This window comes from Vibrio frigidus (genome assembly GCF_042465995.1).
In the GTDB taxonomy this organism is placed as follows: domain Bacteria; phylum Pseudomonadota; class Gammaproteobacteria; order Enterobacterales; family Vibrionaceae; genus Vibrio.
The window spans coordinates 407,761-426,913 of sequence record NZ_JBCDMC010000002.1; the positions used below are offsets into that span (position 1 = coordinate 407,761).

Genomic DNA, 19,153 nt, shown 5'->3' on the forward strand with positions numbered 1-19,153 from the left:
TAATCTCCTCTATTAGTAATTATGTAGTGCTGCATTTAGCCGCTTTATAACTTGTTTCTTAATCGTACTCGGAGATTCACATACCACATCTTGACCGAATTTCAGAATCCAACTGATCAGATCGTATGTGGGATAACACGAAAAAGTCACTTTCCACCACACGTCATCCAATTGCTCGATCATCTGATCTTGCGCCATTTTGTTGTGAGTAACCACATCTAACGCATAGCCTTTAACTTTAAACACAATCTCTTCTGGAGAATCTTCCAGTAACCACCCAGTAGGATTCTTCGCAAAATACTCTTCAAGAGTAAAAGACGTTGGTTTAGTTATTTCAGAGTATGTCTTATCAGCGAACGAGATACGGTGAAACAAAAACAACTGAGGCAACTCTGGGGTCTCATCTTTTGTCGCAACTAGGTAATGACTTTGATCCCTGATGATCAGCCCTAGAGGGTTGAGCGAGTACTCTTTTGCTTGCTCTGATTCGTCTGACTGATACGAAATCTTTAGTTGTTCCTCATTGAGAACACAATCGTAAATCACCTTCCGATATTCTTCGTCAATATGCCGCTCATCACAGATGAGTGGATAGCTATCGGAAACGACATTCACCTTACTTTTCCAGTTTGAAAACAAATGTTTTGCGGATAGCTTCGCGTCAGCTTTGTTGAGCCACTCCTCAAGTTTTTCAGATAAGTTGACAGGTACTGCCTTACGGAGCAATTTTTCTGATAGCACAAGGAGAAAAGCTTCAGAAGCAGGAACGATATCCATTATTTCTGGCTTTTTTATATCCCTAAACCAACGCCTAAAACCTTCTTCATCGTCCTCATGATCAAGGTCTGCCCATTCAGCTAGTTTCTCTAGATCTCGTTGAACAGTTCGCTTTGAAATGCAATAACCCTCATCCTCTAGCAACTTGTGGATTTCAGCAGTAGTAGCCCCTCGCTGTGGATATATTGGTACATTGTCCACCATGATAAGATTTCGAAGGATGGCGCTTTTTAGTCTACGTTTCTGAGCTAAATTATTCATTTTGAGCCCTATCGAGAATAAGGTTTTATCTCTATTATTTAGAAAGTTAGGTTACTATAGATTGACCCACGTCAAGTAATGTCGTTATTCAATTTATCCCCTATGACATTAATTGTCACTCCCGATTCTATTCTTACTGGTAGTTTAAATGTAAGAAGGAATACAAATGAAAGCAGAAAAGCAGATCATCTTCGAGTTACTTGATATCTATCCGAAACTCATTGATACCAAAGGCTTCATATTTTTTGGCACCTTAGAAGAAAAACCCCCATATGAAATGGCTTGTTATCAGAGTTGGAGACTAACTCTTGAAGATAGTGCGGAGTTTCGTGAAGCGAGGAGAGCAATAGGTTATCTACTGGAGTCGTTATTAGAGAAAATTAGCGTTCCTTCTCCAAGGCCACACGGCTTCATCAAAATTGATAATGCCAATATCACTTTAAATTGGACGAGCAGTGATATTGTAAAAACGATGCTAGACAACATAGATAAAATTTCAAAGCTAGAGGCTTACAGAGGGCTAGCAGACTAAATATTTATCCAATGATGATTAGGTATACTGCTATCTAGGTTAGAGCCTGGATTTGAAATGCAGCAGTTCCGAAACTTCGAAGTGTGTTTCAAAGGCGCGTGGACATGACCACACAATAACCAATCCAAAGAAAGTGTCCCATCTTTGATGGCTGTTGTCAGGTGTCGTGAGCCAAAATCTCTTCCAGATTGCTTCGCTACTTTCAGTCCCGCTGGCGGCTCATGATGTAGCAATACCTGACACTTGGTAAAATGACTAAAGTCTGTTGTCCCAAATCCTGCACAGCCATAGGTAACCCCTTTTATTTCTGTAATCGAACCATCAGTGAAAACTCCTCCTACTCCCTTAAGCCAAGATGAATCGAGCTCATCTCCAATTTCATCATGATTACCCGAACACACCAGCACAGGAACCTTAAAGCCCGATAGCCAGTTTTTTATTTGATTAACCTGATCTTCTATTGGCACTTCGCACTCGTACCTACTGTCAATAAAATCACCTGTGATACAAACTAAGTCTGCAATACCCACCTGATTGCGAATCCATGACATGTGCTCTAGGTTAAAATGTATATCAGTTACGTGAAGCAATTTCATTAAATGAACCTTATTGAGTTCAAGCTAGATTGAACAGCGATTAACAATAATAGTTCATTAGGTGACATCTAATGTCACCGACTAGAGCAAACTGTAACGTCGTTAGCAGAAGTTAGTTTTGACCTTCATGCCTTAAGATGTCTGAAGAACATTAATTGCTTGTTCTAAGCGAAGGTTTTTAGTATGTGTCATTTCAGTATTTTACATCCTACCAAAATGACTCTTGTTTCCGATCATTACCTTACTTTCAACGGTATCAACTAATTTGTATGTTGTAGCCAAGCTTCCGATTGCTATCATCGCATCTTTCTATTGAAAGTAAATTTAACCTGTGAAGCAGCTTCAGTTGCTTGTAAGCAATATCAACATAACTGACCCCTTGTAATAGAAGGTATTGCTTCAACTCTCTAGATGTTGTTATTTTGTTTGTAACCACGGCTAGGTATACAAAGATCAGGATTGGTGTAATCTGCACCCTATAGTTACTTCCATAGTGTTCATTCAATGTTATTCTTATTTTCTTCATAAAATCATGATGTTCATGATTTTTGCCAATCCGTTTGTGGTGACCGAGAAATCTAAGATAATTCACATTATAGCCGCCCTCTTCCCGCTGCTTCTTGATATCAAACATATCTACAACAGCAGAATTACGAACGAGGTGATATCCATCTTTTTTCTTCTGTGGACACATATCTGAAGCAGTGACAAACTCTCCATTCGCTTGGTGTGAGTAGTTCATAGCAAATAAGACAGGTAAAAGAGATTTTTTTGGTTATCTCTATGAATCACTTCACAGAGAAACGTTATCTCATTCAACGACATTTCCATCACTGTAGACCCTCGTTCTCCGCCTGAGCATAGCGATACAACGCTAAAACCGACGTACCAGACTCATAATTATCACACACATATCTCCTGATTTTGGCCTCAGTTAAAGCAGACTCTATTGGTGGAAGGAACTCTGGGATGTCATATGGTGATTGGTCAACATCGCCCCAAAGTCGTGATATTAGGTCGCTAACAAAATCCGTTCGCGCTACCTTATCCAGCTCTAGACTACTAATGGTTTCCTCATTATCCTTCATGCCCTTTTCCACACGATCTATAAATTCAAGCCAATCTTCATGGTTGACGATGCAACCGTTGTAACGGCCGCTCAGAGAGAATAACTCTTCATCAAACTCGGTATAGAAAGAACTATCTGGATAAAGGTATGGTTGAGAGTGAACTCCTTCCGTATCAAAATCGACAAGTACATGAAGTTGCGCAAGAATCGGTACATTCACCTGCGGCTGCATTAGGGCAGTGGTCAGCTCATCAACCTGTGATGAACTTAGGCCGAATGACTCATAAAATGCGCCAATTTCTGATTTGAGAACAAGAGCAGAATCTACAGTTTGCAGCTCATCAAGATTTTTAAACCCGATGCTCTTTGCAAATCTATCGTAAATTTCATCCAAACTATATAAATACAGAATTTCCTGATTCTGTTCTTTTAGGTAAGTTAGTGCTATGCGAGCAGCACAAACATCGATGATAGAAACTTCTTCATAGGCTGATGTAATCATAATTTTTTCCCTTTATAAATTGTAGTTATTGGATTTACGGTCTAGTTCTAACCAATCAGTTTCTGCTGTTAGCATTGCCATCTGCTGCATTAGATCAATTGGAAATTGATAGTCAGAGTAACGGTTAAGCATTTCTTGCTGATATGTGTACCAAGCATGCGGATGCTCCGTTTCATACTCAAAATAGAGATAGATGGCTTCAGCCCTTTCAAGCCCTGTTAGACCTTTTGCCGCCTTTCGAGCTGCACGGATGTATTTGTTATAGAAATATTCAATACTTTTCATCAGAATCTCCTTATCACGCCATGTCTAACTTGCTGTTTTCTGAGTTCCACATTTGCACCAGCACAAAAGGTTGGTATTGATTTCTCATTCGCTCTACAATCTCATCAGGGACACCATGAACATTCTGATAACGACCTTTGGCCTCGATGACCTCAACCTCTAGATCTAAGCCAAGGCTTTGTGCTAATTTCAGATAGTTCTCAACTTCCCACTTTTTGATAAACGTGTTGGCAACGACAACGTTATGACCAGCCAACAGTAATCTCTTCATTTCTTGTTGACACCAACTATGGGCATCCTTGATAAAGCGTTTATCATGTTTGTATTCGCCATCTTTGTTGATAAAAAACATATCCGCTTCAACCAACTCGGCATTTAGCTTCTGAGCAATCGTTGTTTTACCTGAACCAGGAATACCTCTAATAAACGTAATTATTTGTTTTCTCATAATATTTACCTTTTTAATAATTTTTAGTGGTCGTACAGAACCCAACCGCTCAATAATTTTGGGCAGTTAGTTCCTGTATAAATAGTTATTGGATTACTTTGACGTCAAATCGGTCGTCTTGGTAAAGCTCAAGGAGCTTTGATGGCATTTGAAGCCTGAGGACTGTTCCCTCGCTCAAGATGGTTTGCCAGTTATTACGAGATCCACCAGATGTTGCGTAGCCAGATATCACAGCGATATCTGAATTGATTCGAGCGCCAGAGTCTCTCCCAAATGCTTTACACAAAGGACGCCCAAGGAAATCTATCCCTTTTTGGTATTCGCAAATTTCCTCACGCGCGGTTATCTCTATTGTGACTAGGTTACTGTTGAAAATTTCATCAAGCTTATCGACTTCTTTAGATACGAAACCAGGAAAGATCCAGGCCTTTTCATCTTTATCCCATGAGCCGCCAAGAGCTCGGGATTCATCTACGAGAATCGCGTTGTAGTCAGCCCTTAGAGACGTGATCCCCTGTCTAACCTGCTCTTTAGCACTTGCTTTCAACTTGTAGATTAAGTCGGTGCCATATTTTGAACCAATTGAGATATCTTCTACCGCGAGTATCTGGTCACCTAGCTCTAGTTCTTCAGAATGGTCGTCTATCAGTATTTTACAATCTGCACCATGAGCAGTTTTAGCTGCATAGTATTTTCTGTTTCTTTTTATAATATTTAATTGCATTGGATTTACCTATTTCTATTGAATAATCATAATTTTGTATTCCCCTTGTTTTTTTGCTTGTTTAAGCGATGATGGATTCCCCGCCACCAAAGCTTTATCTGTCAATCCTGACTATCAGGACAGACAATCCTTTGTGTGTCTCGAACGATTTTGTAAGCTATCTGCTCCTTATACTTATCAAGATTATGGATCTGAATATCTGCTGAAATGCCTGTATCTCGACGGACACCCTCTAGCTTCCAACCTTTAGTGTTTTTAACAAGATCTACAAATGTAGCTTCTGGTACACCGTTATAACTGCTGGCTACCTTCGTATAAACGGTGATACTAGCTTTAACACCTCGCTGATCTTTTCTGTGAAGGCTGTCATCAAGTTTAGTTTGGAGCTCATTAACTTTTGCATAAACACTCTCCAATGTTAGTGTTCTAGCACGTGAACTGGATTGTGCCTTTTCAAGTTCAACTTCAAGGTTACGGATTTCATTTTCGATTTTTTCTTTCATTGCAAAACGCCTTTATCTTTATGTTATAAGTCTATTTTTATTATTGTTTTTGCTTTCGTTAAAAATCATATTAGGAAGAGAAACGCGCGTCAACACCCTGTTTTAAATGGAAATTATTATATATAATAATTCACTATTGCATGAAACAAAGTTGGTTTAAAAATGGCCTACCCTGAAGGTTAGGAAGCGTTTCTTATTCAATGAGTTGTGGGTATGTTGGATATTTTTTGCTCAGAAACAACAGCAAATGAGAAAATGGGGAACTCCTGTTAAATTAAATTTTAACAGTATCTATAAATGTGATTTATATCACATTATATTGCGCATCTCACTATACTTAAAAGCTCACCAACGAGAAAAATCATTGTGTACATAACTTGGGAGGGTGTTAGATGCTGCTTCCAACTGCTTACCGCAGTAGGGGCAAAAAGCTACTGGTAGTATGATCAAAGAGGTCGTTTGCCCCTCATACTCAAGATAATGGTTATTCTCAAGATCTACTGATGTAGCTTCAATAGATAAGCTTAACCACCAGCCTCCGGTATTCAGTTGATAGATTTCGCAACCAGATGACTCTGTTGCATCACACTTATGGGTAGCGATTACTTCTTCTTCATCACACATAGGCATTTCCTCAAATATCCCCGCAGCTTGTAATATTATGATTTGATTGATAAAAAGCAGCTCGACTATCGTAGAATAATCGAATCAAACCGCTTCGCTGAGCTATAAATACAGATTGTATATCACTACTATTATTAGTTGTTAAGATACTGCGAAGCTGGAAGGTTTGAGCACAATACAATGGTGCAAGGCTGTCACAATTATCAAACCATAACAAAACCTTACCCGACGGGTTTTCCAGCGCTCTCTTAAACGCATCATTTTCTGGAGCCAAAAGTACCTGCTCTGGACTTTCATAAGTACTGAAGTCTAGGTAGTACACCGCTATTCCCTGAGTAACAGCAAGTGCTGAAACCTTCTCGATAAACAAGGAGCCAAGGAGGTCTTTATCAGCAGAACAGATCCTTAGATCAAGTTCCCAGGCCCATTTAATAAACTGACTAGGTGTAACTGGCATTAGCGAACCTACATCCATTGCTGACATAAATCACCACCACAGATATTTAGTTCGACTTCGTCTCAATATCCTGAAGTAATTTCTCGACCTCATTGATCCGACCTATACAGTATTCATAGGCCTGAACACCTTGTTCAACTAGAGGAACAATCTTATCGACATCAGGTTCATTCTGATTCGATAATCCCTCTGACGCCGCTTTGAGCTTCAGATAGTTATTCATATATGTGCTTGTCTGTTGATTCATAACATTTCTCCTTTACGAGTTGCAATTGATGACAGATACCATACCGTCATGAAGCTGAATCTTAATCTTCTGCTCTTTACTAACCTGACTTACACTTCTGATCACGTCCCCCTTATTGCTGTATACCAGTGCGTAGCCTCTTTCTAGCATATGCTTGGGGTCACACAGGTCGATTGTTCTTCGCGTAATTACGATATCTTGCCTTTGTGCTGCGACCATTTTCTGAGCACCGCCGAATAAATTAACTTTATAGTTTCCAATCTCTTGTTTATTTTTCACAGCAAGCATACGCCCAGTAAAGGCTATGTTCTTGATAATATAATTCGATTGATAACGTGCTGCTTGGAGATTTGATTTCGCATGCTGGCTCATATTGAGCCAAAGTTGACGATTCTGTTGTTTTGCATTGGTGATGAGCTGCGCAGATGATTGTCGAAGGCCTTTGTAATGTTCTTGAACATGTTGATCAGCCCGAACCACTACACTCTGACTTGCTGTTTTTAAAAGTTGTTGCTGGTTTACCAAAGTAACTTTTGATTGGTTTACTGATTGATAAGCACGTTGAACAACTAGCTGTCTATTTTGCTGAAGAAACAATTTGTCTTCATTAATCAGGTGGCGAGCATTGCCAACCAATAATTGTGTTTGTCGAACCACAATGGATTTGCTATCTCTTACTCTACTCCGAGACCTTTCAAACAACTGTTCTCCCAGTTGCTCTACCTGATTTTTGCAATTGTTCAATATCGTATATTTGCCATTCTGAACCTGCTTGAAGTCCTGTTGATGTATCTGTTTTTGCTGACCACAGACAAATTCGGCTTTGCTCTTCATTCTTGTGTAGAGCTCTTTAGCATACCGAGCATTACGAACAATCTTACGTTGTATATGATTGATGACCATCGAAGGTGTCTCAAAGGAGCGGTTTGCATATTCATCTAGTATGACCGAATCATCAGCGTGCCCCACTCCCGTATAGACTGGGTAACGAAAAACACAAACTACCTTCGCTAATCCAAGTTCACTGAGTTCATTTAGACTTGCCTTATCACCGCCACCACGAATGAGACAAACCGAATCGTATTCCGCTGGGTTTTGAGCAATCTCGGCGAATGCGGCTTTAATAGAATTTACCCTTCGATCTCCTTGGAAAGTCGCGTAGTAGTAATCGAAATGGCAAAGGTTATGTTTTTGTAGAAGGTCGGCCTTGCTTCTAAAGTCGGCCAGGCCAGAAGCATTCTGGGGAGCGATAACTGCAACTCGTGTAAAATCTTTAGGCGCAACTAGTGATTTGTTTAGTTTAGCTTCACCACTATCTTTTAATGCATTCCGAATACCTTGTAGCTTGAGCTTGAACTCTCCGACGGTATAACCAGGATTGATATCCAAAATGCTCAAGTTCAAACCATGCTTGGGATGCAGCTTTACTTCGACCAGACATAAAATTCTGAGCCCAGCTCCAAATGTTATTTGCGTACTTTTTTCAAAAGAAGTAATGATGTCGCTTCGATTGGCCCAGATAACCCCACGAGCTTGAGCTTCCTGTTCATTGTCTTTTTTATCTGTTAGTTGTAGGTAGACATGGCCAGATTTATGACAATTGATATCAGCAAGCTCTGCTGTAATCCAGTAACGACCCGATACACCCCGCTCAACCACATCTTTAACATGGCTCATAAGTTGAAATAGTGATTGATTCGAATATTCGATACTTGTCGATTCAACAGATTTTAGCATTCAACTTCCTTTCGTCAGTTTAACTTAATGGTATCAAATTGACCAAATCAACACTACACCATTTAAATACTGCAATAAAACTATAGTTTTTCTTTAACCCAATGTCAAAATATTTCTGCATCATTCAAATACTGTAAAAACGAATTGAAAGATTTTGGTTTGCTGTCAATATAGAGTCACTAATAAAAATGACAGAGACATATGCAATGATTGAGGGAAACAAAACCTCAAGAATCATCCAACTTTCTGAGCTTGTAACTATTCAGGCGGGTTACCCGTTTCGGGGAGCTATCCGAGATATACCTACTGGTAGTGTTAAGGCTGTTCAGGCGAGAAACATCTCCGAATTAGGGGAGCTTTTATACGATGACCTGATCGTCACTGACTTGACGGGTAAACGACCAGCAGATTTACTGCAAAAGGACGATATACTCTTTAGTGCTAAAGGGGCTCGCCACTTAGCTTGTTATGTCGACCGCCATTTAGAGAATACAACCTGCTCGCCTAGTCTATTTTTACTTCGAGTAAAGTCTGAATACCAAGATAAGGTAAATAGCCAATTCCTAACTTGGCAGCTAAATCAGTTGCCAGCTCAGAATTATTTCAGACGAAGTGCCGAAGGTAGCCTGCAAATAAGCATTCGAAAACCCGTATTAGCGGAAGCGCCTATCACACTTCCTGATATCGATACACAAAACACGATTGCCAAGCTTTATGCAGCCAGCATTAAAGAAAATGCACTGCTTCATAAGCTAATAAATAATCGTCAGCAGCAGCTCAATGCTATCGCTGCTGACTTAATCAAACATTCAAATTAAGAGCCAGACAAAATGGTAAATACACCGATTAATCAAGATGAAATAAACAAAGCAGTATGGGGCGCATGTGACACCTTCCGTGGGACAGTAGATCCATCAATCTACAAAGACTTTATCCTCACCATGCTGTTCCTAAAATACATCTCAGATGTTCATCAGGACAAATATGATGAACTAAAAGCGGAGTATGGAGATGAGCCCGAACTCATCGCTGAGATGATGGGCACGCAATCGTTTCAGATCCCAACAGGTTCAACATTTTGGGACTTATACGACGCACGCCATGAAGCTGGTAATGGCTCTCGCATCGACCAAGCATTACATGCAATTGAAGAAGCTAACGGTACTAAGCTTAAAAACGTGTTCCAGGACATCAGCTTCAACACAGATAAACTTGGCGACGAAAAACAGAAGAATGACATCCTGCGACACTTGTTGGAAGATTTCGGTAAACCTACCCTTAGCCTACGCCCAAGCCGTGTTGGTTCTTTGGACGTCATTGGTAACGCATACGAATATCTCATCAAACACTTCGCTGCTGGCAGCGGTAAATCGGCTGGCGAGTTTTATACTCCTGCTGAAGTATCAGACCTTCTTTCTATCGTTTTGGAGCCAAACGAAGGCGACACGATATGCGACCCAGCGTGTGGCTCAGGTTCATTGTTGATGAAGTGTGGTAAACAAGTTCAGAAAAACTTCAATGGTTCAAAGCAATATGCTCTATTTGGGCAGGAAGCGATTGGATCCACATGGTCACTAGCTAAAATGAATATGTTCTTGCATGGTGAAGATAACCACCGTATTGAGTGGGGTGATACCATTCGTAACCCTAAACTACAGGATAAAGATGGCGGCTTACTTCACTTCGATGTAGTAACAGCGAACCCACCATTTTCATTAGATAAATGGGGCCATGAAGGCGCTGCTGACGATCACTTTGGTCGTTTCCGTAGAGGTATTCCACCAAAGACCAAAGGCGACTATGCGTTCATTTCTCACATGATTGAAACGCTGAAACCACAGACAGGCAGAATGGGTGTTGTTGTCCCACATGGTGTGCTTTTCCGAGCTTCCTCGGAAGGAAAAATCCGTAAACAACTGATCGACGAAAATCTGCTAGATACCGTAATCGGTCTACCTGAAAAGCTATTCTTTGGTACAGGTATTCCAGCCGCAATTCTAATTTTCAAAAAGCAAAAAGACGACAAAGAAGTTCTGTTTATTGATGCTTCCCGTGAGTTCAAGTCAGGTAAAAACCAGAACCAGCTAACACCTGAGAACATCCAAAAGATTGTTGATACCTATAAGGCTCGTGAAACTACCGATAAATACTCATACGTAGCATCACTCGAAGAGATTGCCGAGAACGACTACAACCTTAATATCCCTCGCTATGTCGATACCTTTGAGGAAGAAGTAGAAATTGACTTAGTCGCTGTTCGTACTGAGCGTTTGGCGCTACAAAATGAGTTAGCTGATCTAGAAGCGGAAATGGCAGGTTACCTAGAGGAGTTGGGTTATGGTGCCTAATGGTTGGTGTGATAGTCGAGTTAAAGACGTCGTAAAGTCGCTTGATGCTGGTATCTCAGTTAACTCTGAGGATGATAAAAATCTATCTGCAAAATTTAAAATTCTAAAAACGAGTTGTGTTTCCAAAGGGATCTTTGTCGCAAAGGAAGTTAAATCTGTTAAAGATGCAGTAGAGATTGAGCGACTTAAGGAACCCGTGTTGTCAGATTCGATAATAATCAGTCGTATGAATACACCGTTGCTGGTTGGCGCTAATGCTTATATTGAATTGGCTCCTCAAAACACGTTTCTGCCAGATCGCTTATGGCAAGTGAAGCCTAATGGTTCAAAAATAGATATGTGTTGGTTAAGTTACTGGTTCGGGTCTAACCATACTCGGTATACTCTAAGTTCAAGTGCTACTGGAACAAGCGGGAGTATGAAAAACATCACAAAACCTGATGTTATGTCAATGAAGTTACCTCTTCCCCCACTCCCAGAACAACGCAAAATCGCCAAAATCCTCTCAACTTGGGATAAAGCAATTGCGACCAATGAAAAGCTGATTGAAACCAGCAAGCAGCAGAAAATAGCGCTGATGCAGCAGCTTTTGACGGGTAAGAAGCGTTTGGTGAATCCTGAGACGGGTGAGGTGTTTGGGGGGGAGTGGCAAAGTGAAACGTTTAAAACTTGCGGCATAAAAGTTACAGATGGAGATCGAGGAAAAGAGTATCCCAAGAGTACAGATTTTTCGGATTCGGGTTTTTGCCTTTTTTTAAGTGCTCAGAACGTCACTAAAAATGGTTTTAAGTTTGAAACAACACAGTTTATTGATTCTGATAAGCATCAAAAACTTCGGAAAGGCACGGTAACTAGAGGGGACTTAATCTTAACAACTCGTGGCTCCGTTGGACACTTTGCATATTATGATGAGTCAATTCCATACTCGACAATGAGGGTCAACTCGGGAATGGTCACTTTAACAGCTAATGAAAACTCAATTTATCCAGAATATTTATATTGTTTATGTCGCTCAATGTTAATTCAACATCAAATAGATATAGCTTCATTTGGTAGTGCTCAACCACAATTAACTATCCAAATTATTAATAAACTTAAATTAATGCTACCAACATTAAGAGAACAACAAAAAATCGCCTCAGTACTAACTGCCGCCGATAAAGAAATCGAAGTATTAGAAGCCAAACTTTCTCACCTAAAACAAGAGAAAAAGGCTTTGATGCAACAGTTGTTGACTGGTAAGCGTCGGGTAAAAGTGGATACTGAGGAAACGGAGGCAGCATAATGAAAAATGATTCATTATCACAGGACAGCAAACTGCTTAGCAATGTACGTGAGTTACTCAATCAGGGTCATAAACAGGTTGTTACTGCCGTTAACTCTGCAATGGTGCAAACCTACTGGCATATTGGTCGCCTGATTATTGAGGATGAGCAGCAAGGCGAAGCTCGTGCTGAATATGGTAAACGTGTATTGCAGCAGCTATCTGAGTCTTTGACTGAGGAGTTCGGGAAAGGGTTTGACCTGACCAATCTGCGTAAAATGCGTGCATTTTATCAATGCTTTGAAAATCGAGACGCACTGCGTCTCGAATTGAGCTGGACACATTATCGCACGCTGATCCGTGTAGAAAATAAGCTAGCCCGCTTGTGGTATATGAATGAAGCTATTGAGCAAGGCTGGTCAGCCAGAGCGCTTGAACGACAAATCGGATCGCTTTACTACGAACGTTTATTATCCAGCAAAGAAAAGCAATCAGTATTTCAGGAAGCAGAGCAAAAAACGCAGGCGTTAGCGGTATCTGCAAAAGATTATCTGCGCGATCCTTATATTTTCGACTTCCTTGGCTTACCAACGGAATCTCTTCAAGAAAGTGAACTTGAACAGGCACTGATTGATAACCTGCAAAAGTTTCTGCTTGAACTGGGTAAAGGGTTTGCCTTCGTTGAGCGACAGCAGCGGATCTGTACTGATGACGGTGACTATTACATCGACCTGGTGTTCTACAACTTCCACCTCAAGTGCTTCTTGCTAATCGACTTAAAAATGCACAAGCTTACTCATCAAGACGTTGGTCAGATGGATATGTATGTCCGCATGTATGAAGAGAAAAAGCGTCGCGTAGATGATAATCCAACTATTGGCTTGATCCTATGCACCGAAAACAACCATACCGTTGCCAAGTACTCGGTGCTAAACGACAGTGAACAACTGTTTGCCTCGAAGTACATGATGACACTTCCAAGTGAAGAAGAGCTTAGGATACAACTTGAAAAAGAACGTCAGCATCTCTTAGAAATGAATCATAAAGGGCAAGGATAAATGCTTGTTTTTAACTGCACTAAGGCCGCTACAGAGTTTTTTACAGTCACTCGTAAAGGCGAGAAGTTGTCATCCCTAGAGCCTGCGCCACATAGAACCATTGCAGATTCGATTGAGAGACCTGTTTTTCCAGACGGTGTTGATGCCGAAAAAAATGGTGGATTCCAATGGCAATGGGTACTTCACTGTGTCTCAATTAAGCGCAAGAAATACCTAATGGCGATGGACTATCAAAGTCGTTTCTGTATTACGGTACTAGCAGGAAAGAAAGGTGATATTTATCAGTTTCTCAACACCTTTGAACCAATGTTAAAGGCATGCTTTCATAGCTTAGCCAATGAAAATGGTGTCGATACCGTCGAGATTGAGAACTGTATTGACCACTATGACAGAGAGGTTAATGACTGTGCTTTCCACCCTCGAAGTGACCGTAGCGTCCAAGCGCATCTAAATGACGTTCATTGGCACCTTGAGCGCCACTGCTATGAAGATGGAATGCTGCTTGAAGATGTTGACTTACTTGGCTTTAACTTATTTGCAGGTCAGTTTCCTCGGAACAGTAAACACAAGAAGTCGCACTTTTTTCCAAACAAAGAATTGGTAAGTCAATGGCAACAGTGGGCACTTGAAAGCAAACCGATTGATATGAGTAATGTCATCGTGTTGAGCCAGCACCGATAATTCAGCATAGACAATAGAGAAGAAGAATATGAGCAATCCTCTACCCAACTTCCGTGAAGAGCAGAGTGCGAAAATACCAGCAATTACACTCTTAACTAACCTTGGCTACCAGTTTATTCCACCTACTGCGTGTCTTGCCAAAAGAGGCAACCTATCGACGGTGATTTTGCCTGATGTGCTTCGCAACATGCTAAAGCATAAGACCTACTCCTTCATGGGCAAAGAGCACAAGCTTTCAGAAGCAGCTATCGACAAAATAGTCCAAGAATTAGCTAATCCAGCTATGAATGAAGGGCTGAAAGCTGCAAATGAAAAACTCTATGATGCACTTACATACGGCATTAGCGTCACCGAGTTTATTGATGGGAAAAAGGCAAACCCAACCATCCATGTAATTGACTGGGAAACACCAGCGAATAACCAGTACCACTTCACGGAAGAGCTGGAGGTTGAGAATGCACATGGAACGGGTAAACGAATTCCTGACATTGTTTGTTTTGTAAATGGCCTGCCTTGGGTAGTCATTGAAGCCAAAAGGCCTGACTCGTCTCATGAGGGTAAGCCAACTGTTTCAGAAGGTATTTCTCAAAACATTCGTAACCAGAAGGTCGATGAGATCCCTCACCTGTTCGCGTATAGCCAGTTATTGCTTTCTGTTAATGGCCATGAAGGTTTGTACGGTACTTGTGGTACACCTGAAAAATTCTGGGCTAAGTGGAAAGAAGAAGAGATTACTGAAGCTACTTTTTCTAGATTGAAAAACACACCACTAAGTCAGAAGCAGTTAGAGGTTATTTTTGACCACCGCCCAGGCAAAGTTTTAGACGAGTACTTAAGTCTGGTCGCTGGCGGTGAACTGGTCGTTACCGACCAAGACCGATTGCTTGTGTCTTTGCTACGCCATGACCGCCTTTTAGAAATGGCTCGTCTGTACACCTTGTTTGATAAGAAGGCTGGCAAGATTGTCGCTCGTTATCAGCAAGTATTTGGCATTAAAGCTCTGATTGACCGTGTGACTTCATTCGACGACCAAGGTGCTCGAAACGGTGGCGTGATTTGGCATACCACTGGTTCTGGTAAGTCCTTCACTATGGTATTTCTATCCAAAGCACTTATCTGGCTGAAGGAACTGACTAAATGTCGTGTGGTTGTAGTAACTGACCGAGTTGACCTTGAAAGTCAACTTTCTCGAACCTTCGCCTCTGGTGGGGCCTTGTCCGAGAAGGACAAGAAACATGCGATCGCTACGACAGGCCGCCGATTGGCAGAGCAAATCGGCAAAGGGAACGAGCGTATCATCTTTTCTATCATCAATAAGTTCGGTACTGCGATAGAACTGCCTGAGTGCTACAACGAAAGCCCAGACATTATCGTTCTAGTGGATGAAGGGCACCGCAGCCAGAACGGTGAAAACAACATTCGAATGCAGCAAGCACTACCAAAAGCTGCATACATTGGATTTACAGGTACTCCCCTGCTTCAAGATGACAAAACTGAGAACAAGTTCGGTAAGATCATTCACTCTTACACCATGCAACAGGCCGTTGAAGATAAAACCGTTACCCCACTGCTGTATGAAGAACGTATCCCAGATCTGAGCACCAATGATAAGGCTATTGATGCATGGTTTGACAGAATTACTGACAAACTTTCCGAAAAACAGCGCACTGACCTGAAGAGAAAGTTCGCCCAAAAAGGACAAATCTATCAAACCGAAGGCCGTATAGAACTTATCGCGCACGATATTTCTGATCATTTCCAAAACTTCAAACGTGAAGGATTAAAGGGACAACTTGCCTGTGACTCAAAAGCGGCTGCAATCCAATATAAGACGTTATTAGATCAAATTGGTAAAGTAACTTCGGTTGTGGCTATGTCGCCACCTGACACCCGTGAGGGGCATGATACCGTAGATGGCGAAAGCAAAGATATCGTACAAAATTGGTGGAAAGAGAACGTAGGCAACCAAGATGAAAAAGCCTACACAAAGCACATCATTGATGAGTTTAGCAAAGACGATGGCCCAGACATCATGATCGTGGTTGATAAACTCCTAACTGGGTTTGATGAACCGAAAAACACAGTTCTGTACATTGATAAGCCTTTAAAGCAACACAACCTAATTCAGGCAATTGCACGAGTGAACCGCCTTCACCAGAAGAAACAATTTGGTTATCTTATTGATTATCGCGGCATCTTGAAAGAACTGGATGCGACCATTGCCGATTATCAGAATCTTGCGGAAAGAACCCAGGGCGGCTTCGATATCGACGACCTAAAGGGTCTATATAACCGCATGGATACCGAGTACAAAAAGCTCCCAGGGCTGTATGCAGATATATGGTCAATCTTCGAAGGAGTTCAGAACAAACAAGATGGCCAGGCCCTACGACAGGTTCTTGCACCTAAAATTGATACCATTGATGGGCAGCTTACTGATACAAACCAGAAAAAACGTGAAGACTTTTATTCGGCGTTAACCGCATTTGCCAACTGCTTAAAAGTGGCTCTGCAATCAGCCACCTATTTTGAAGATAGGAGTTTTGACAACAAACGAGATTTGTATAAAAAGACACTGAAAACGATGTCGGAACTTCGCAAGCAGGTTCGTGAGGACGCTGAAGAAACTGTGGATTATGACGAGTATGCGGAAAACATCCGCACGATGTTAGATAAACATATCGGCGGTGTTGAAATACAAGAATCTGAAGGTGTTTATCTAGTCGGCAATATGGGAAAAGCAGCTCATCCTGAAGAGATGAGTGATGATGAAGCGCGAAATAAGAAAGATGCTATTACAGGTCGTTTAACCAAGATGATCGAGCAGGATTTAGCGGATGATCCTTATGCACAAGAATATTTTTCTAAGCTACTCAAACAGGCTATTGAGCAAGCCAAAGAAATGTTTGATGCTCCAGTTAAACAATACTTGTTGTTTGCTGATTTTGAAGAACAGGTGAAAGAGCGCAAGGTTGAAGGTGTTCCATCTGACCGTTTTAGTGAACTTGATCCGAAGGTAAAACGCCATGTGCAGGCATACTATGGCCTGTTCCTTAAAAACTTAGCTGATGAAAACCCACTTTCAGGAGATGAGTGTTTTGATTATTCAATGCAAATAGATGAAATTGTGACTGCTGCTGTTGCTGAGTTTTCAATAAATCCTCAAGAGATAGAAAACCATATTCGACGTTCTTTATTACCAGTATTGTTTAAAGCGATTGGAATGGATAAGGCGAAAGTTGTCATTACGGACATTATTCAAATTACCCGTTTAGGCGTGGCAGGCCATCATTAATGACATCGGTTAATTCAGAAGAACGGAATAGAGAAGAATACAGCTTTATCTACGGGGATGAAGCTGTTAGCTACGAAGTTGTCCGTAAGCCTCATCCTGAAGGTAAGAAACGCAAGATAACTATCAAGGTTCATCCTAATTGTGAAGTAGTAATTACTGCTCCTGAAGACGCGAATAGGGCTGATATTCATATGGCGGTAATGAAGAGAGCTAAGTGGGTATATGACGCTCTAAAAGATTTTCGCGCTCATCTCGAATATGTTCAGTCAAAGAACTACGTCAGTGGTGAGATGCAATTTTATTTAGGACGACGTTACGTTCTAAAAGTCGTTGAGGATAGAGATGCTTTACCTTCGGTAAAAATGACACGAGGTAAGCTTCAAGTAACACTAACTAGGTTTAACGAAGATAAAACCGCAATGGTTAGAGCTCTTGTGAAAAACTGGTACAAGGTACGAGCTGAACGAATCTTCAATCAACGGTTAGCAGAACTACTTCCGCAGGCAACTTGGGTTAAAGGTATCCCCAGTTTCCGTGTTCTTCCAATGCAGAAACAATGGGGAAGCTGCTCAGCCAAGGGGAACCTGATGTTGAACCCACATCTAATTAAAGCGCCAAAAGAATGCATTGATTATGTGATCCTTCATGAGCTTTGTCATATAGCGGAGCATAATCACAGTGAGCGATTTTGGCGTCTTTTGACTAGTGTTATGCCACATTGGAAAGAGGTCAAGAGCCGCTTAGATGGAATGGCGGAGTTGTACTTGAATGAATAAAAGTGAAACAACAGCTACGGAAACTTGTTATGCACTGCCCTACTTGTGAAAAACATATTGGTTGGGAATGGCTTGAGGAAGAGTCCATTGAGCCAAATGAAGAGTTCGAATGCCCTCATTGTGGAGAAGCTTTGCGTTACGAAAACGACGAAGGTACTTACTATGGTGCTCAACATATAACCATTGAGGTTGTTGATGATTAAATCTGCCGTTTTGTCTGAATGTAGAAAATACCGATATGAGCTTTGGCGAATCTGGGATGACTCCAAGCCCTATGCCATGTTTATAGGCCTGAACCCTTCTACCGCTGATGAAGTAGAAGATGATCCAACTATTCGTCGATGCATTAATTTTGCCAAAGACTGGGGATATGGTGGTCTTTGCATGGCCAACCTTTTTGCTTTTAGGGCTACCCAACCCGAAGATATGAAGAAAGCAAAAGATCCCGTGGGTGCTCGAAACAATGACAGCCTGCTCTCACTGTCTAGATCTGCTGGTGTTGTTGTAGCAGCATGGGGTAATGATGGTGCCTTCTTAGGTCGGTCATCAGAGGTCAAAGCCGTGCTACAAGACCTAACTGCTTTGAAGGTAAACAAGTCTGGTGAGCCCGCGCACCCTCTTTATATAAAGGCTACGGCCATTCCCTTACCTCTCGACTGAGCATTTTGGGTTAACGGTAATAAGGTAGCCACCAAATGGTGGCCCTGAGTATAAAGAACCTTTACAAATCAATGCACTGAGTATTCTGGTTTTTTAAGCCCAAACTGCAAAAGTAAATGTTCAAAGTAAACACCTGAAACTCCATTCTCAGCGAGCATACGCTGTGAATTTCTCATACTTACATGCAGAATTTCCGACAATGTTTTGGAACATGGATTATTTAAATGATTAATATAACCTAGTTCCTTCAGGAGAGAACTTAGCTCATCTGCACTTAGCTGATCTTTTGATGGCAGCTCCTTTAATATA

General features: G+C 41.3%; 22 protein-coding genes. 10 read left to right on the forward strand and 12 right to left on the reverse strand.

The window, feature by feature from the left end:
- Nucleotides 1–12: 12 nt before the first annotated feature.
- Complete coding sequence (locus AACW90_RS05395) at nucleotides 13–1,038, reverse strand: helix-turn-helix transcriptional regulator (RefSeq protein ID WP_390231877.1); 1,026 nt, start codon at nucleotides 1,036–1,038, stop codon at nucleotides 13–15.
- Between the two features lie 166 nt (nucleotides 1,039–1,204).
- On the opposite strand from AACW90_RS05395, the gene AACW90_RS05400 reads away from it, so the two are divergent.
- Entirely contained in the window at nucleotides 1,205–1,570 is a 366-nt protein-coding gene (locus tag AACW90_RS05400; RefSeq protein WP_390231879.1) for a hypothetical protein, read from the forward strand.
- Here the strand turns inward: AACW90_RS05400 and AACW90_RS05405 are convergent.
- From AACW90_RS05405 to AACW90_RS05455, 11 genes are all read right to left on the reverse strand, one after another.
- On the reverse strand, nucleotides 1,567–2,166 hold the full coding sequence (locus AACW90_RS05405; protein WP_390231882.1) for a metallophosphoesterase family protein: 600 nt from the start codon (nucleotides 2,164–2,166) through the stop codon (nucleotides 1,567–1,569). The two genes, AACW90_RS05400 and AACW90_RS05405, sit on opposite strands and share 4 nt — an antisense overlap.
- A gap of 256 nt (nucleotides 2,167–2,422) precedes the next feature.
- Nucleotides 2,423–2,908: a hypothetical protein gene (locus AACW90_RS05410; protein ID WP_390231885.1), complete on the reverse strand. Its 486-nt coding sequence runs from the start codon at nucleotides 2,906–2,908 to the stop codon at nucleotides 2,423–2,425.
- An 88-nt stretch (nucleotides 2,909–2,996) separates the two neighbouring features.
- A complete protein-coding gene (locus AACW90_RS05415) occupies nucleotides 2,997–3,737 on the reverse strand; it encodes a hypothetical protein (RefSeq protein WP_390231888.1) in 741 nt (246 codons plus the stop codon).
- A 12-nt stretch (nucleotides 3,738–3,749) separates the two neighbouring features.
- A complete protein-coding gene (locus AACW90_RS05420) occupies nucleotides 3,750–4,022 on the reverse strand; it encodes a hypothetical protein (protein ID WP_390231891.1) in 273 nt (90 codons plus the stop codon).
- A 13-nt stretch (nucleotides 4,023–4,035) separates the two neighbouring features.
- The gene (locus AACW90_RS05425; protein ID WP_390231894.1) at nucleotides 4,036–4,470 is read right to left on the reverse strand and encodes an AAA family ATPase; all 435 of its coding nucleotides are present in this window, start codon (nucleotides 4,468–4,470) and stop codon (nucleotides 4,036–4,038) included.
- An 85-nt stretch (nucleotides 4,471–4,555) separates the two neighbouring features.
- The gene (locus AACW90_RS05430) at nucleotides 4,556–5,194 is read right to left on the reverse strand and encodes a hypothetical protein (protein WP_390231897.1); all 639 of its coding nucleotides are present in this window, start codon (nucleotides 5,192–5,194) and stop codon (nucleotides 4,556–4,558) included.
- 101 nt (nucleotides 5,195–5,295) lie between these two features.
- On the reverse strand, nucleotides 5,296–5,697 hold the full coding sequence (locus tag AACW90_RS05435) for a hypothetical protein (protein ID WP_390231900.1): 402 nt from the start codon (nucleotides 5,695–5,697) through the stop codon (nucleotides 5,296–5,298).
- Between the two features lie 345 nt (nucleotides 5,698–6,042).
- The gene (locus AACW90_RS05440) at nucleotides 6,043–6,321 is read right to left on the reverse strand and encodes a hypothetical protein (protein ID WP_390231903.1); all 279 of its coding nucleotides are present in this window, start codon (nucleotides 6,319–6,321) and stop codon (nucleotides 6,043–6,045) included.
- A gap of 10 nt (nucleotides 6,322–6,331) precedes the next feature.
- Nucleotides 6,332–6,778 carry a hypothetical protein gene (locus AACW90_RS05445; RefSeq protein ID WP_390231906.1) on the reverse strand — a complete coding sequence of 149 codons (447 nt, stop codon included), beginning with the start codon at nucleotides 6,776–6,778 and terminating at the stop codon, nucleotides 6,332–6,334.
- 46 nt (nucleotides 6,779–6,824) lie between these two features.
- Complete coding sequence (gene xseB / locus AACW90_RS05450; protein WP_390231909.1) at nucleotides 6,825–7,025, reverse strand: exodeoxyribonuclease VII small subunit; 201 nt, start codon at nucleotides 7,023–7,025, stop codon at nucleotides 6,825–6,827.
- Between the two features lie 12 nt (nucleotides 7,026–7,037).
- Complete coding sequence (locus AACW90_RS05455; protein WP_390231912.1) at nucleotides 7,038–8,762, reverse strand: exodeoxyribonuclease VII large subunit; 1,725 nt, start codon at nucleotides 8,760–8,762, stop codon at nucleotides 7,038–7,040.
- Between the two features lie 188 nt (nucleotides 8,763–8,950).
- Between AACW90_RS05455 and AACW90_RS05460 the strand changes: the two genes are divergently transcribed.
- Genes AACW90_RS05460 through AACW90_RS05500 form a run of 9 tightly spaced genes read left to right on the forward strand, consistent with a single transcriptional unit; the run spans nucleotide 8,951 to nucleotide 18,844 of the window.
- On the forward strand, nucleotides 8,951–9,580 hold the full coding sequence (locus tag AACW90_RS05460) for a restriction endonuclease subunit S (protein WP_390231915.1): 630 nt from the start codon (nucleotides 8,951–8,953) through the stop codon (nucleotides 9,578–9,580).
- Between the two features lie 12 nt (nucleotides 9,581–9,592).
- Nucleotides 9,593–11,110, forward strand: coding sequence for a type I restriction-modification system subunit M (locus AACW90_RS05465; RefSeq protein ID WP_390231918.1), 1,518 nt, complete (start codon nucleotides 9,593–9,595; stop codon nucleotides 11,108–11,110).
- A complete protein-coding gene (locus tag AACW90_RS05470) occupies nucleotides 11,100–12,395 on the forward strand; it encodes a restriction endonuclease subunit S (protein ID WP_390231921.1) in 1,296 nt (431 codons plus the stop codon). The genes AACW90_RS05465 and AACW90_RS05470 overlap by 11 nt, the downstream gene beginning before the upstream one ends.
- Nucleotides 12,395–13,432, forward strand: a complete 1,038-nt coding sequence (locus AACW90_RS05475) for a PDDEXK nuclease domain-containing protein (RefSeq protein ID WP_390231924.1) — start codon at nucleotides 12,395–12,397, stop codon at nucleotides 13,430–13,432. The genes AACW90_RS05470 and AACW90_RS05475 overlap by 1 nt, the downstream gene beginning before the upstream one ends.
- The gene (locus AACW90_RS05480; RefSeq protein ID WP_390231927.1) at nucleotides 13,433–14,113 is read left to right on the forward strand and encodes a DUF6933 domain-containing protein; all 681 of its coding nucleotides are present in this window, start codon (nucleotides 13,433–13,435) and stop codon (nucleotides 14,111–14,113) included.
- 28 nt (nucleotides 14,114–14,141) lie between these two features.
- Nucleotides 14,142–17,408 carry a type I restriction endonuclease subunit R gene (locus AACW90_RS05485; protein ID WP_390231930.1) on the forward strand — a complete coding sequence of 1,089 codons (3,267 nt, stop codon included), beginning with the start codon at nucleotides 14,142–14,144 and terminating at the stop codon, nucleotides 17,406–17,408.
- Complete coding sequence (locus tag AACW90_RS05490) at nucleotides 17,408–18,184, forward strand: M48 family metallopeptidase (RefSeq protein WP_390231933.1); 777 nt, start codon at nucleotides 17,408–17,410, stop codon at nucleotides 18,182–18,184. The genes AACW90_RS05485 and AACW90_RS05490 overlap by 1 nt, the downstream gene beginning before the upstream one ends.
- A 2-nt stretch (nucleotides 18,185–18,186) precedes the next feature.
- Nucleotides 18,187–18,387 carry a hypothetical protein gene (locus tag AACW90_RS05495; protein WP_390232082.1) on the forward strand — a complete coding sequence of 67 codons (201 nt, stop codon included), beginning with the start codon at nucleotides 18,187–18,189 and terminating at the stop codon, nucleotides 18,385–18,387.
- A complete protein-coding gene (locus AACW90_RS05500) occupies nucleotides 18,380–18,844 on the forward strand; it encodes a DUF1643 domain-containing protein (protein WP_390231935.1) in 465 nt (154 codons plus the stop codon). The genes AACW90_RS05495 and AACW90_RS05500 overlap by 8 nt, the downstream gene beginning before the upstream one ends.
- Nucleotides 18,845–19,153 lie beyond the last annotated feature (309 nt).